Here is a 13958-nt window from a genome sequence, read left to right as displayed (position 1 = left end):
GCCTCATTTTAGTTTTATGGTGAAACGATATCTCCATTCCACTCTAAAATTCCTCCAATTAGATTGTAAGCATTTTCAAAGCCCAGTTCATTCATGACTTCACATGCTTTCGCACTTCTGGCTCCAGAACGGCAATACACATAATAATTTTTATTCTTATCTAAAGTTTCTAATTCTGAAATAAAACCCTGACCTTTATGAATATCAATATTTATAGCATTGGATATAATTCCATCATTATACTCATCTTCAGTTCTTACATCTAATATCACTGAATTCCCATCCTTTTCAAGTTGAGAAATCCAATCTTCTTGTGTTAAATTCATAGTGTGCTTTTTTTTTGTAAAAATACAATGTTTTTATCAAAGACAGTACTGCCACTTTATGAATTAGAGAATAATTCGAAGAAAACGTTTTCGTTAAGCCTTATTAATCAATCAACTATAAAATCAGCTGTTAAATCCATAATATTTAACCCATTAAATCTATAGACAATGAATAAAAAATAATTATCAATTTTTTATTTCCATTTTCATTTTTGGTTTCAAAAAGTTCCTATGCCATGTTCAATTTTTAACTTACTTTTACAGTATCTCCAACAAAAAATCTTTCTAAAAAAACATCAAATGCAGCATTCTTTAAAGAAAATATTCCCTTCCTTTTCGGACGATCTTATCCATGAAATTGAATCAAATGCAATTTGGCAATCCTATAAAGCCGGCGATGTAATTATGCGTACTGGTCAATACATCAACCATACCCTTTTAATTAGCAAAGGACAAGTAAAAATTTACCGCGAAGGAGAAAATGGTGGAGAGTTCTTTATGTATTATTTACAACCGGGTCAAGCCTGTGCTGTTTCTATGATTTGTGCAACCAAAAGTCAGACCAGCCAAATCATGGCAAAAGTAGTTGAAGATGTCGAGCTGATCATGATTCCGCTATCGCTCATGGAAAAATGGATGATGCAGTACCGCAGTTGGTATGAATTTGTAATAATGACCTATCGCTCCCGATTTGAAGAAATTCTCGAAGTAGTAGATAATATCGCATTTAGAGCCATGGACGAGCGTCTGGAATTTTACCTAAAACGCCATGCCAAAGCGTGTGACTGTAAAGAATTAAAATTATCCCACCAAGAAATTGCTATTGAACTCAATACTTCCAGAGAGGTAATTTCGCGTTTACTCAAGAAAATGGAGCAACGTGGTTTAGTAAGATTGTATCGCAATAACATCGAGCTTTTGACATAAAAAGACGCAATGTGACAAATGTTACTGTTTATGCACTAAATACAAACAACCTTTGTAAGAAAATAAAAATAAATGGAACTTTTAGGATATTTTGCTTCAATCATCATTGGTCTTTCTTTGGGTTTAATAGGAGGAGGAGGATCTATACTCACCATTCCTATTCTGGTTTATCTCTTTAAAATAGATCCCGAAAACGCCACCAGTTATTCACTTTTTATAGTGGGAATCACTTCCTTTTTTGGATGTATTAGTCATTATAAATTGGGGAATCTTAAAATCAAATCGGCAATGTATTTTGCCATTCCATCGATTGTTTCCATCCTGATTATTCGAGAAGTCATTTTTCCAAAAATTGCCTCGACCATTTTCTCCATTGCATCCTATGAAGTATCCAAAAACTTTCTGATTATGATTGTTTTTTCGGTACTGATGATGGCTGCCGCCATATCGATGATACGCAAAACAAAAACAGTCGTAAATCCTCCAAAAACGAATTATATTCAGCTGGGAATAATTGGGTTTTTAGTTGGAATTGTAACCGGATTTTTAGGCGCCGGTGGTGGGTTTTTAATCATTCCCGCTTTATTGTTTTTTGCTAATTTACCCATGAAACAAGCTGTTGGCACTTCCTTATTAATCATTTTTATCAATTCCAGTATTGGTTTTGCTGGTGACTTGTACATTGGCATGCCTATAGACTACCCCTTTTTGATTATGATTTCAAGTATTGCCCTTATAGGAATGCTTATTGGAATCAAGCTTTCTAAAAAAATAGATGGAGCTAAACTAAAACCCCTCTTTGGGTGGTTTATATTAATAATGGGAATCTACATCATTACGAAAGAAATCTTCTTTTAAATAAAACCATATTGTGTAACAATAGTCACTTTAAAATTGAAACACAAGAATTACCTTTGTATAAGAATCTAAAATTAAAAAATCATGCAAATAGAACAAATATATACCGGATGTTTAGCACAAGGTGCTTATTATATCACTTCAAATGGCGAAGCAGCAATTATAGATCCGCTAAGAGAAGTCCAGCCTTATTTGGACCGATTAGAACGTGACAACGTAAAGCTGAAATACATTTTTGAAACGCATTTTCATGCTGATTTTGTTTCAGGTCATGTCGATTTGAGTAAAAAAACAACAGCTCCAATTGTTTATGGCCCTACTGCCAATCCTGAATTTGAAGCTATCATAGCTACTGACGGTAAGGAATTCAACATTGGAAAAATCAAAATAAAAGCATTGCACACTCCCGGACATACCATGGAAAGCACTACTTATTTATTGATCGACGAAAACGGAAAAGAACATGCTATATTCTCAGGAGACACCTTATTCATTGGTGATGTAGGAAGACCTGATCTGGCTCAAAAAGCTGCTTCAATGACACAAGAGCAATTAGCCGGAATATTATTTCACTCTCTAAGAACAAAAATAATGACTTTGGCGGATGATGTTATTGTATACCCTGCACACGGCGCTGGTAGTGCCTGCGGTAAAAACATGAGTAAAGAAACCGTCTCAACTATAGGGCAACAAAAAGCGACAAATTATGCTTTGAGAGCCAATATGACCGAGGATGAATTCATCAAGGAAGTTACCGATGGTTTATTGCCTCCTCCTGCATATTTTGGTATGAATGTGGCCATGAACAAACAAGGTTATGAAAGCTTTGAAACCGTTTTAAACCATGGTATGAGAGCGATTAAAGCCAACGATTTTGAAGCCGTTGTAGAAGATTCCGGAGCCTTAATTTTGGACACTAGAAAAAATGGGGTATTTGCCAAAGGATTTATTCCGCAATCTATCAACATAGGAATCGAAGGTGATTTTGCCCCTTGGGTAGGCGCTTTAATTGCCGATGTAAAACAACCGATTATTCTGGTAACAGAAATTGGACAGGAAGAAGAATCTGTAACTCGCTTAAGCCGTGTGGGATTTGATAATCTAATAGGTCATCTGGAAGGTGGTTTTGAAGCTTGGTTAAAAACTGGAAAAGACATCGATACCGTGAATAGAATCACTGCCGATGAATTTTCGAAAGAACTAAAAATTGGCGAAAGCAAAGTAATTGACATTCGAAAAGAAAGTGAATACAGTGCTGAACATATCGATGAAGCTTATAGCAGGCCATTAGCAAACATAAACAATTGGCTGAAAGACATTGACCCAAAAGAACCCTTTTTTCTTCATTGTGCCGGTGGTTATCGCAGCATGATTGCCGCTTCTATTCTACAGGCTCGCGGATTTAGAAATTTCAAAGAAATTGAAGGTGGTTTTAATGCTATTGCAAAAACCGAAGTACCCAAAACTGATTTTGTATGTCAAAGTAAAGTACTTTAAAATTCAAAATAAACCCTAAAATAACTCATTATTAATACATTATTAATACATTATAAATTAAATTTACTATAGAATTACAAACTATTTTAATCATTTAAATTTTATATCATGAAAAAAAATATGGGTCAAACTGACAAGATCATTAGGGTTTTAATAGCTGTAGTTATAGGAATATTGTATTTCACTAATACAATCAGTGGCACACTGGCTTTGATTTTAGGCGTATTTGCAATCATATTTTTGATTACAAGCTTCGTAAGCTTTTGTCCTTTATACAGCCCTTTTAATATCAATACACGCAAAAAAAATTAAGTAAAATGAATAAGGAACAATGCTGTGTGGTATCCTGCGAAAGACCATTAGATCAAGAATATTGGGAAAACCAATACAAAGCTAAGGCCACTGGCTGGGATCTTGGAGAGGTATCGCCACCCATTAAAGCTTATATTGACAGCTTAGAGAATAAAAATACTGCCATTCTGATTCCCGGATGTGGTAATACTTATGAAGCAGATTATCTTTTAGAAAAAGGCTTCACCAATGTTAGTGTTATTGATATAGCGCCAACCTTAGTTGAGAATTTAAAACAAAAGTTTGCAAACAATCCCAACATACAAATCATATTAGGGGATTTCTTCGAGCATCAAGGAAAATACGATTTGATCATCGAGCAAACTTTTTTCTGCGCGTTGCCTCCAACGATGCGTCAAAAATATGCGTGGAAAATGCATCAGCTTTTGGCCGACAATGGTATTTTGGCAGGCTTGTTATTCAATAGAACTTTTGAAGTGAGTCCACCATTTGGCGGAAGCAAACAAGAATACGAAGCTCTTTTTAAAAATGCCTTTGTTTTTTTAAAAATGGAAAAAGCCGAAAATTCTGTTACACCAAGAGCCAATACGGAATTATTTTTTGAATTAAAGAAAAACAATACCGTACAAGTTAACCTTTATGAATTCAAAGGAATTACTTGCAGCGGTTGTATGACTACGGTAACCCAAAAATTTGCCGCGATAAATGAGGTTCTTAACGTAAGTATGAGCACTGATTTTGCCGAAGTTTTGATTGTAAGCAAAAAAGAAATTCCATTAGAAGAACTACAAACAATTGTGTCTTATGATGAAAAATATAAAATAAAGAAAATATAAAATATGAAACAATTACTCTTTACAAATTGGCACGCCATGCGATTGTTTCGTTTAGCTTTTGCAGGCTTCCTTTTTTATCAGGCTTATGTGAGCAAGGAATGGTTTTTTATTGCATCTGGCATATTCTTCCTGTTCCAAGCACTATTTAATTTTGGTTGCGGCCCCAATGGTTGTAGTATTCCAAATAAAAAATAAATTAAAAAAGTGTGTAACATAGAATTCAAATTCTTTTACACACTTTTTTTCTCCTCTTCTATTCGTAAAATAGATTCTGGGGATTCAGTTCTTGTTTTTCCTTATTTTCCTGTTTTATAAAACATTGCAATGATAAAAAAAACCATTTTTAAGATACATAACTTCTAAAAAAGTTAAATCCTTTTTAACGAATCAAGCCTCATCAGTAAGTCATAAATTTTGTAATTTTAAAACTCGCATCAGTTTACTAAAGCTTATCACTAAAAAAAAACACCATGAATTCTAGTTTCAACACAATCATAAATTCAGAAAAACCCGTGCTGGTTGATTTTTTCGCCACTTGGTGCGGTCCATGCAAGATGCTAGGTCCAATTTTGAAAGAAGTAAAAGACAACTTGGGTGATCGAATCTCCATCATCAAAATAGACGTGGATAAAAACCAACAATTGGCTTCGGTATACCAAGTTCGAGGTGTGCCAACGATGATTTTATTCCAAAACGGAAAACAATTGTGGAGACAATCTGGGGTTGTAGAAAAAGACAACCTCATTAAAATTATCTTAGAGAAAAGCAATCAATGAATAAAAAAGCAATCATCATCACAGGATTAGGAATAATCATTGGCGCCATCGGTGGCTACCTATATTATCATTACGTGGGCTGTCTTTCCGGTAGTTGTGCCATAACTTCAAAGCCTTTAAATTCTACTTTATACGGAAGCCTTTTAGGTGGTTTATTCTTCAATTTATTTACCAAGAAAGAGAAAAAATAACTCCTTTTGGCTAATTATATACAATTGACCAAATTGTAGAATAGCAAACTTTTTATCTAAATGCTGCCATAGCAATCAATGTTTCAGAAAAACACTTAAAAAAATAATAGCCTCTAAAACCCTTTACAGCAAAGGTTTTCTTTTCAATTCTACTGTCAAAAATATTTTTTTTTAAAAAAAACACTCTTTTATTTGTATATACAAATAAAAAAAGTGTTACATTTGTGCCAACAAATTACATATGCACAAATATGAAAATTGAAGACGAAATAAAAAGCACAGTTCCATTAGACATTTCAAAAAAAATAATACTGAACGTTTTGTATACCCAAAATGTTATTACAGAAAATTTTAATGAAATTTTGAAACCTTATGAAATATCCGGAGAACAATATAATGTTTTACGCATCTTAAGAGGACAAAAAGGAAATCCTGCCAATATGTGTATGATTCAGGAGCGAATGTTAGCCAAAACGAGTAACACCACACGACTTGTAGATAAATTACTATTAAAAAATCTGGTTACACGAAATGTTTGCCCGGAAAACCGCCGAAAAATTGAAGTTCTAATTACTCAGAAAGGGCTGGATATTCTGACTGAAATAGATCCTAAAGTAGTTGAACACGAAAGTCTTTTTTCAAACAAATTAGACTCTGAAGAACTGGAACAATTGAATTTCCTATTAGAAAAATACAGAAATTAATACCTATAAACCATGAGCACTTTTATAAAAAATCAAAATTGGAGATACGCAACAAAGAAATTTGATGCCACCAAAAAAATAGCTACTGAAGACCTTAATACACTAAAAGAAGCAATTCGTCTAAGTACTTCATCATACGGATTACAACCGTATAAAGTCCTTATAGTTGAAAATCCGGAATTGAGATCACAATTGCAACAAGCCGCCTGGGGGCAATCCCAAGTAGTAGATGCTTCTCACCTTATTATTTTTGCAAATGAAACTAACTTTGGAGAAGAAGGTATCAACAATTACTTCCAAAACGTAAGTGAAACAAGAGAAGTTTCAGTGGAAAGCATGAAAGCTTATATGGATTTCATGAAATCCGCCATCACTTCACTTCCTGAAGAAGCCAGAAATATTTGGACAGCAAAACAAACTTATTTAGCTTTGGGCAACTTACTAAATGCCGCTGCCGAATTAAAAATTGACGTTACGCCGATGGAAGGATTCGCTCCTGACAAAGTAAATGAAATACTGGGATTAGAAGCATTAGGTCTTAACGCCTCAGTAATGGCAACCATAGGATACCGCCATGAAGAAGACGCAACCCAACATTACAAAAAAGTTAGAAAATCAAACAACGAATTATTTCTTACACTATAATTATTAATATTAAATCAAATTTAAAACAAATGAAAAATTTAAAATCAATTGCATTAGCATTAGTAGTAGTTTTATCAACTGCATCAGTAACAGCACAAACTAAAAAAGTAGATGCTTCAGCAAGTACCATCAACTGGGTTGGAAAAAAAGTAACAGGACAACACAACGGAACTGTTAACCTAAAAGACGGTGCTTTAGTTTTTAAAGGAAAAAAATTAACTGGAGGAACTTTTACAGTTGATATGACTTCATTAACAGCAACAGACTTAAAAGGAGAATACCAAGGAAAACTAAATGGACACTTGAAAGCGGACGATTTTTTTGGAACAGATAAATTTCCAACTTCAACCTTAGTATTCAAAACAATTAAAACGACTGCCAAAGATACATACGCTGTGACTGCTGATTTAACAATCAAAGGAATCACAAAACCAGTAAACTTTAATATTAAAGTTAACGGTAATACTGCCGCTACAACTTTCAATGTAGACAGAACAAAATACGATATCAAATACGGATCAAAAAGTTTCTTTGACAGCTTAGGAGATAAAGCTATTTCTGATGAATTTGAATTAGCTGTTTCTTTGAAAATGTAATTTTCGAAAACTTAAATACACCAAACCTCAATAAGAAATTATTGAGGTTTTTTTTTTCATAACCAAAAAAACAAGACACAGCAAACCTCATTAAAATACTAATAATCATTATTTTACAAAAAAAATTAATCCTTTTTATTTAACTTTGATACAACAGATGTAATTAAGATAATTATTCTCAAACGAAATCTATCTTTAACCTTTTAAATGTGTATCAAAATGAAAAAATTAAAAATTATTGGAATCCTTGTGACCGTTCTTCTTACTTATGGAAACATCCAATCCCAAACCAAAAAAATTGATCTTACAAAAAGTAAAATTACTTGGACTGGTAAAAAAATAACAGGAGAGCATCAAGGCACTATCGATTTTAAAGAAGGTTATCTTATTATGAAAGATAATACGATTACTGGCGGAAGATTTGTCGCTGACATGACCACCTTAAACAACACAGACCAAACAGGTAAACCAAAACTAAATCTCGAAGGTCATTTAAAATCGGATGATTTTTTTGGAACCCAAAATTTCCCTACTGCCACTTTAGTCTTCAAAACAATCCAGAACAAAGGAAAAGACAACTACGGCATCACCGCTGATTTGACCATCAAAGGCGTCACAAAACCAACCAAATTTGATTTGACCCTAAAAGACGACTCCGCAACAGCTAAACTAACTGTAGACCGTACCAAATATGATATTAAATACGGCTCCGGAAGTTATTTTGAAGACCTTGGAGATAAAACCATCTACAATGATTTTGAATTAGAAGTATTTCTAAAAATGTAGTTTACAGCTTTAAAAGTTCAAAAAAAAAAATAAGCCTCAATAAGAAATTATTGGGGCTTTTTCATTCTGCTTATCCTCGATTATACACACTACTTTGAACCTTAAAAAACTAAAATTTCTAAAACAGTATTTAAAATCTTCATTAACCTTATAGTAACAAATACTTAATACTCAATGATTATCCAATTCATAAAAGGCAGTTAATTTTGAAAAAAATAAATCATTAAATAAATGCAACAGAAGTTTTTCTGTGTATATGATAAATATTTAAAACAAAATTGAATCATGAAAAAATTGCTTTTTATTCTGATTAGCTGTCTTTTATTAAGTGCCCAATCAATCTATTCTCAGCAAACAAAAGGAATTATTGGCCAAAACAATTGGTTAAACAATTGGACCAATTTCAAACCGGCAACCGAAGAATATCCCGAAGCCACAACCATTTTGACAGGAAAAATAGACAAAAACCTTACACTTCACAAGAAGCAAACGTACCGATTGATAGGCGTAGTTTATGTAACCAATAATGCCGTGCTTACCATAGAACCTGGAACAGTTATAAGAGGTGATGTAGAAACATGCGGTACGCTCGTCATAACAAAAGGAGCCAAAATAATGGCCGAAGGAAAAGACACTGACCCCATCATTTTCACATCGGATAAGGAAGCTTACGCAAGAAAACCGGGCGATTGGGGAGGCATAATCATCTTGGGGGATGCCCCTATCAACAAAATTGGCGGAGTCAGTTTCTTAGATTTTAATCTGGATCACATGATTAGTCAATATGGCGGACAAAATCCCGATAGTGATTCCGGTATATTAAAATATGTTCGAATTGAATTTTCGGGAAGAAAACTCAATACTTTAAAAGAACTTAATGGCCTATCATTGGCCGGAGTTGGTCGCCAATCCAAGTTTAGCTTTATACAAATCAGTTATTCTAATGACGATTCCTTCGAATGCTATGGAGGTGACGTCAATTTTGACAATCTCATTTCTTTTAGAGCCACCGATGATGATTTCGATTTTACCCAAGGAGCCCAATGCAACATAAACAACAGTATTGCCATTCGTTACCCTTATTCATCCGATATCTCAGGTTCGAGATGCTTCGAAATAGATTCTTTTGACAAAATCGAAAATTTAGACCCAACCAAAAAGTTGACCAAAATAACAGCTACCAATATTACTTTGGCTAATTTAGAAGAAAACAATCAGGGCTTAGTTCGAGAAGCGATTTACATCAAAGACAAAAGCTATTTCAGCCTTAGCAACAGTGTCGTTTCCGGATTTAAACTTTGTGTTTTATTGGACGATAAAATTGCCAATATTTCAGCAAATTTGGCAAAAATAAATCTGCAAAGCCTACTTGTCAATAACTGTGAAGGTGGAGTCCAAAGCGAAATTATTGAAAACGACCCAGAAATAAAAAACTGGTATAGCAATGAATCTTTTTCCATAGAATATTCTAAACTGACTAAGGAAGCGCTTTTTCTACAACCTAATAATAAAAGGATACCTGATTTTAGATTAAAAACAAACACCATATTAGTCAAAGGATATTAATCCCTGACAATCACTTCATAGCCAATGGAGTAAAACTCTAAACTATAATTAAAGAGTATTATTTTTTTAAACAAAAAAATGGCATAATGTTTTATTTTTTATTTAATAAGTTTGTCCTAATCAAATTTCATTTATATATTTGTCATCAATAAAAACAACATGAACACAATTTTAAACAATACTTGGTGGTGGAATAATTTACGTCAATGGTCGTGAACAAAGCTCCTATAGTATTATTTAAACTATAAATATAAAAAGGCTTGTCATCACGACAGGCCTTTTTTTTATGCCGAAATTTAACTTAACTAAAATAAAAACAAATTGAAATCTTATATCTTAAATACAAAATACAAGCAAATCCTTGCTGATACGATGACACCGGTAAGTGTATATTTCAAAATACGCGATAAGTTCCCAAACAGTTTATTACTTGAAAGTAGTGATTACCATGGGAACGACAACAGTTTTTCCTATATCTGTTGTAATCCTATTGCATCGATAAAGATAGAAAACGAAACCATCTTTAAAAGCTATCCTGATGGCACATCTGAGAAAATAGCAATTAATTCTGATACCGATATTCCAAAAGTAATTCAAGCTTTTTCCCATCAATTCAAGTCCACAAAAAACGATTTCAAATTCATCAATAATGGTTTGTTTGGTTACATTTCCTATGATGCTGTTCGTTATTTCGAAAAAGTAACCATTGCCAAAAAAGACAATAGTAATACCATTCCCGATGTGTACTATGCCGTATACCAAAACATAATTGCCATTAATCATTTTAAAAATGAAGCTTATATTTTTTGCCATAGCCTAGACGACACAAACAACATTTCGGAAATCGAACAATTATTGCAATCCAGAAACATAGCTTCGTATAAGTTTACCAAAGAAGGTGAAGGTTTTTCAAATCTAACCGATGAAGAATTCAAGCACAATGTGGCTTTGGCCAAAAAGCATTGTTTCCGTGGAGATGTTTTCCAATTGGTTTTATCCAGACGTTTCACCCAAGGCTTCAAAGGCGATGAATTTAATGTCTACAGAGCCTTAAGAAGCATTAATCCTTCGCCCTATTTGTTCTTTTTTGATTATGGAAATTTCAAAATATTTGGTTCTTCACCCGAAGCCCAAATTATTGTAAAAAACAGAAAAGCCGAAATTCATCCCATAGCCGGAACCTTCAAGAGAACCGGAAATGACGAGCAAGACGCCATTCTTGCCAAAGAATTATCCGAAGACAAAAAAGAGAACAGCGAACATGTAATGTTAGTCGATTTAGCCAGAAATGATTTGAGCCGAAATGGTCATGACGTAAATGTCGAAAAATACAGAGAAGTACAGTTTTTCTCCCATGTTATTCATTTGGTTTCCAAAGTAACGGGACATTTACATGACAAAGCCACAACCATGCAAGTCGTTGCCGATACTTTTCCAGCAGGAACATTAAGCGGGGCTCCTAAACACCGAGCGATGCAACTGATTGAGGAATATGAGAAAACCAACCGCAACTTTTATGGCGGTGCAATAGGCTTCATGGATTTTGAAGGCAATTTCAATCACGCCATCATGATCAGAACTTTCCTTAGCAAAAACCATCAGTTGCATTCGCAAGCCGGAGCGGGAATCGTAGCCAGTTCAGACGAAGAGAGTGAAATGCAGGAAGTATACAACAAATTAAAGGCGCTAAATAAAGCACTGGATCTAGCAGAAACGATTTAACCAATTTAAACTTTTAAAAGATGAAAACAACAATTAGCAGCTTACTAATCATTGTTCTTTTTGCAGCTTGCAATCTAAAACAAGAAAATTCTAAGAAAGACAAAAATAATATTGCAGGAACTTGGCGACTCATATCGGCCATTACTACTGAAAAAGACAGTACTTTTTCGACATTCAATCCTAATACTAAAATGATCAAAATAATTAATGACACTCATTTTTCATTTTTCAACCATGATTTAAATAACGGAAAAGACAGTACCGCCCTTTATTTTGCTGGCGGAGGAAAATACACTTTAAAAGACAGCCTTTATACTGAAAATCTAGAATACTTTTCGGTTAGAGAATGGGAAAATAACAAATTTGACTTTGTCGTAAAAATACAAAATGACACTTTGATTCAAAAGGGAACGGAGAAAATTGAAAAACTGGGAATAAATCGAATAATAATCGAAAAATACGTTCGAGAAAAATAATACAAACACGATGAAAAAAATAGTAGTCATAGACAATTACGATAGCTTTACTTACAATTTAGTGCATTATCTGGAAGATTTAAATTGTGAAGTTAGCGTATACAGAAACGATGAATTTGATATTGAGGAAATTGAACGTTTCGATAAAATATTACTTTCTCCAGGTCCCGGAATTCCGGATGAAGCCGGATTATTGAAAGATGTTATCCGAAAATATGCCCCTACCAAAAGTATTCTCGGAGTCTGCTTGGGACAGCAAGCCATAGGAGAAGTTTTTGGCGGAAGCCTTTCTAATTTGGACAAAGTATATCACGGCGTAGCCACAAAGGTCAAAACGGTAGTTGATAACGAAATACTATTTGAAGGAATCGGAAACGAGTTTGAAGTGGGACGCTACCATTCTTGGGTGGTAGAGGCTAACTTACCCGATGTTCTCGAAGCCACCTCATTTGACGAAAACGGACAAGTAATGTCTTTGAGACACCGAACCTTTGATGTGCGCGGAGTACAATTTCATCCGGAAAGTGTACTGACTCCAAACGGAAAAAAGATGCTGGAAAATTGGGTAAAATCATAGTATTCAGTGTTCAGTCGCAGTAATCAGTTGACTGAATTTAAATAACAATATTCATTACTAAACTTTGCGTCTTTGAGCCTTAGCGGCAAAAAATAAAATAAAATGAAAAACATATTAAACAGACTGATCAATCACGAAATACTCTCCAAAGAAGAGGCTAAAAACGTATTAATCAATATCTCCAACGGAAGTTACAATTCGAGTCAAATCTCAGCTTTCCTTACCGTATATATGATGCGCAGTGTCAGTATCGACGAACTTGCGGGTTTTCGGGAAGCCTTATTAGATTTATGTATTCGTGCGGATTTATCGGCTTACAACACCATCGATTTGTGTGGTACCGGTGGTGATGGCAAAGACACTTTCAATATCTCTACTTTGGCCTCATTTGTGGCAGCGGGTGCAGGAATAAAAGTCGCCAAACACGGGAATTATGGTGTTTCTTCTATTTCTGGCTCAAGTAATGTCATGGAAAAAATGGGCATCAAATTTAGTAACGACGCTGATTTCTTGGAACGCTGCATCGACAAAGCAGGGATTTGTGTCTTGCATGCCCCTTTATTTCACCCTGCTATGAAAAACGTAGGTCCTATTCGAAAGGAATTAGCGGTAAAAACCTTTTTTAATATGCTGGGTCCCATGGTGAATCCTTCCTTCCCAAACAATCAATTGGTAGGCGTTTTCAATTTAGAACTGGCCAGAATGTATGCGTATTTATATCAAAATACGGATACCAACTTTACCATTCTTCATTCGCTTGACGGTTATGATGAAGTTTCATTGACTGGACCTACAAAAACAATTACCCGTTCGATGGAAGGAATGTTAAACCCTGAGGATTTTGGTGTTTCTCTTTTGGCGCAAAGCGAAATTGAAGGTGGAAAAACAATCGAAGAATCTGCTCAAATGTTTATTGATATTATTTCCGGTAAAGGAAGCGAAGCTCAAAATAATGTGGTTTGTGCCAATGCTGCTATGGCAATTGCAACGGTTACAAAATGCTCTGCTTTAGAAGGATTTCAAATAGCAAAAGAAAGTTTACTATCCGGAAAAGGACTTTTATCTTTGAAAACATTACAAGAATTAAGCAAATAAAATAGTTTAAAGTTTAAGGTTTAAAGTTGTTGGAATTTCGAACAACTTGAAACTTTAAACAAAGAAAA

General features: G+C 34.3%; 18 protein-coding genes. 17 read left to right on the top strand and 1 reads right to left on the bottom strand.

Annotated elements, in window-relative coordinates; translation table 11 throughout:
* Positions 1 to 14: 14 nt before the first annotated feature.
* Positions 15 to 326 carry a rhodanese-like domain-containing protein gene (locus LNP19_RS08965; protein ID WP_230061593.1) on the bottom strand — a complete coding sequence of 104 codons (312 nt, stop codon included), beginning with the start codon at positions 324 to 326 and terminating at the stop codon, positions 15 to 17.
* A 300-nt stretch (positions 327 to 626) separates the two neighbouring features.
* Between LNP19_RS08965 and LNP19_RS08960 the strand changes: the two genes are divergently transcribed.
* The 17 genes from LNP19_RS08960 to trpD all read left to right on the top strand — a co-directional run bounded on the left by LNP19_RS08960 (position 627) and on the right by trpD (position 13890).
* Complete coding sequence (locus LNP19_RS08960) at positions 627 to 1253, top strand: Crp/Fnr family transcriptional regulator (protein WP_230061592.1); 627 nt, start codon at positions 627 to 629, stop codon at positions 1251 to 1253.
* 72 nt (positions 1254 to 1325) lie between these two features.
* Complete coding sequence (locus tag LNP19_RS08955; RefSeq protein ID WP_230061591.1) at positions 1326 to 2111, top strand: sulfite exporter TauE/SafE family protein; 786 nt, start codon at positions 1326 to 1328, stop codon at positions 2109 to 2111.
* A gap of 84 nt (positions 2112 to 2195) precedes the next feature.
* Complete coding sequence (locus LNP19_RS08950) at positions 2196 to 3608, top strand: MBL fold metallo-hydrolase (protein ID WP_230061590.1); 1413 nt, start codon at positions 2196 to 2198, stop codon at positions 3606 to 3608.
* Between the two features lie 108 nt (positions 3609 to 3716).
* Positions 3717 to 3920: a YgaP family membrane protein gene (locus LNP19_RS08945; RefSeq protein ID WP_230061589.1), complete on the top strand. Its 204-nt coding sequence runs from the start codon at positions 3717 to 3719 to the stop codon at positions 3918 to 3920.
* Between the two features lie 5 nt (positions 3921 to 3925).
* Positions 3926 to 4756 (top strand): methyltransferase domain-containing protein, encoded by an 831-nt coding sequence (locus LNP19_RS08940; protein ID WP_230061588.1) that lies wholly within the window; start codon positions 3926 to 3928, stop codon positions 4754 to 4756.
* Positions 4757 to 4759: 3 nt separating this feature from the next.
* Positions 4760 to 4951, top strand: coding sequence for a hypothetical protein (locus LNP19_RS08935; protein ID WP_230061587.1), 192 nt, complete (start codon positions 4760 to 4762; stop codon positions 4949 to 4951).
* Positions 4952 to 5226: 275 nt separating this feature from the next.
* A complete protein-coding gene (gene trxA, locus LNP19_RS08930) occupies positions 5227 to 5532 on the top strand; it encodes a thioredoxin (protein WP_230061586.1) in 306 nt (101 codons plus the stop codon).
* On the top strand, positions 5529 to 5723 hold the full coding sequence (locus tag LNP19_RS08925; protein ID WP_230061585.1) for a DUF6132 family protein: 195 nt from the start codon (positions 5529 to 5531) through the stop codon (positions 5721 to 5723). The genes trxA and LNP19_RS08925 overlap by 4 nt, the downstream gene beginning before the upstream one ends.
* 251 nt (positions 5724 to 5974) lie before the next feature.
* Entirely contained in the window at positions 5975 to 6427 is a 453-nt protein-coding gene (locus LNP19_RS08920) for a MarR family winged helix-turn-helix transcriptional regulator (RefSeq protein WP_230061584.1), read from the top strand.
* A gap of 12 nt (positions 6428 to 6439) precedes the next feature.
* Entirely contained in the window at positions 6440 to 7072 is a 633-nt protein-coding gene (locus LNP19_RS08915) for an NAD(P)H-dependent oxidoreductase (RefSeq protein WP_230061583.1), read from the top strand.
* Between the two features lie 29 nt (positions 7073 to 7101).
* Positions 7102 to 7668 (top strand): YceI family protein, encoded by a 567-nt coding sequence (locus LNP19_RS08910; protein ID WP_230061582.1) that lies wholly within the window; start codon positions 7102 to 7104, stop codon positions 7666 to 7668.
* A 219-nt stretch (positions 7669 to 7887) separates the two neighbouring features.
* Positions 7888 to 8454: a YceI family protein gene (locus tag LNP19_RS08905; protein ID WP_230061581.1), complete on the top strand. Its 567-nt coding sequence runs from the start codon at positions 7888 to 7890 to the stop codon at positions 8452 to 8454.
* A 285-nt stretch (positions 8455 to 8739) separates the two neighbouring features.
* A complete protein-coding gene (locus LNP19_RS08900; RefSeq protein WP_230061580.1) occupies positions 8740 to 10020 on the top strand; it encodes a hypothetical protein in 1281 nt (426 codons plus the stop codon).
* A 321-nt stretch (positions 10021 to 10341) separates the two neighbouring features.
* A complete protein-coding gene (locus tag LNP19_RS08895; protein ID WP_230061579.1) occupies positions 10342 to 11742 on the top strand; it encodes an anthranilate synthase component I family protein in 1401 nt (466 codons plus the stop codon).
* A 20-nt stretch (positions 11743 to 11762) separates the two neighbouring features.
* Positions 11763 to 12218: a hypothetical protein gene (locus LNP19_RS08890; protein WP_230061578.1), complete on the top strand. Its 456-nt coding sequence runs from the start codon at positions 11763 to 11765 to the stop codon at positions 12216 to 12218.
* A 10-nt stretch (positions 12219 to 12228) separates the two neighbouring features.
* Entirely contained in the window at positions 12229 to 12795 is a 567-nt protein-coding gene (locus LNP19_RS08885) for an anthranilate synthase component II (protein ID WP_230061577.1), read from the top strand.
* Positions 12796 to 12897: 102 nt separating this feature from the next.
* The gene (gene trpD / locus LNP19_RS08880) at positions 12898 to 13890 is read left to right on the top strand and encodes an anthranilate phosphoribosyltransferase (protein ID WP_230061576.1); all 993 of its coding nucleotides are present in this window, start codon (positions 12898 to 12900) and stop codon (positions 13888 to 13890) included.
* The last annotated feature ends 68 nt before the right edge of the window (positions 13891 to 13958 follow it).

It is taken from the genome of Flavobacterium acetivorans (genome assembly GCF_020911885.1).
Lineage (GTDB): Bacteria > Bacteroidota > Bacteroidia > Flavobacteriales > Flavobacteriaceae > Flavobacterium > Flavobacterium acetivorans.
Note: the sequence above shows the minus strand (reverse complement) of the source record. Positions and strands in the feature narration are given on the sequence as shown.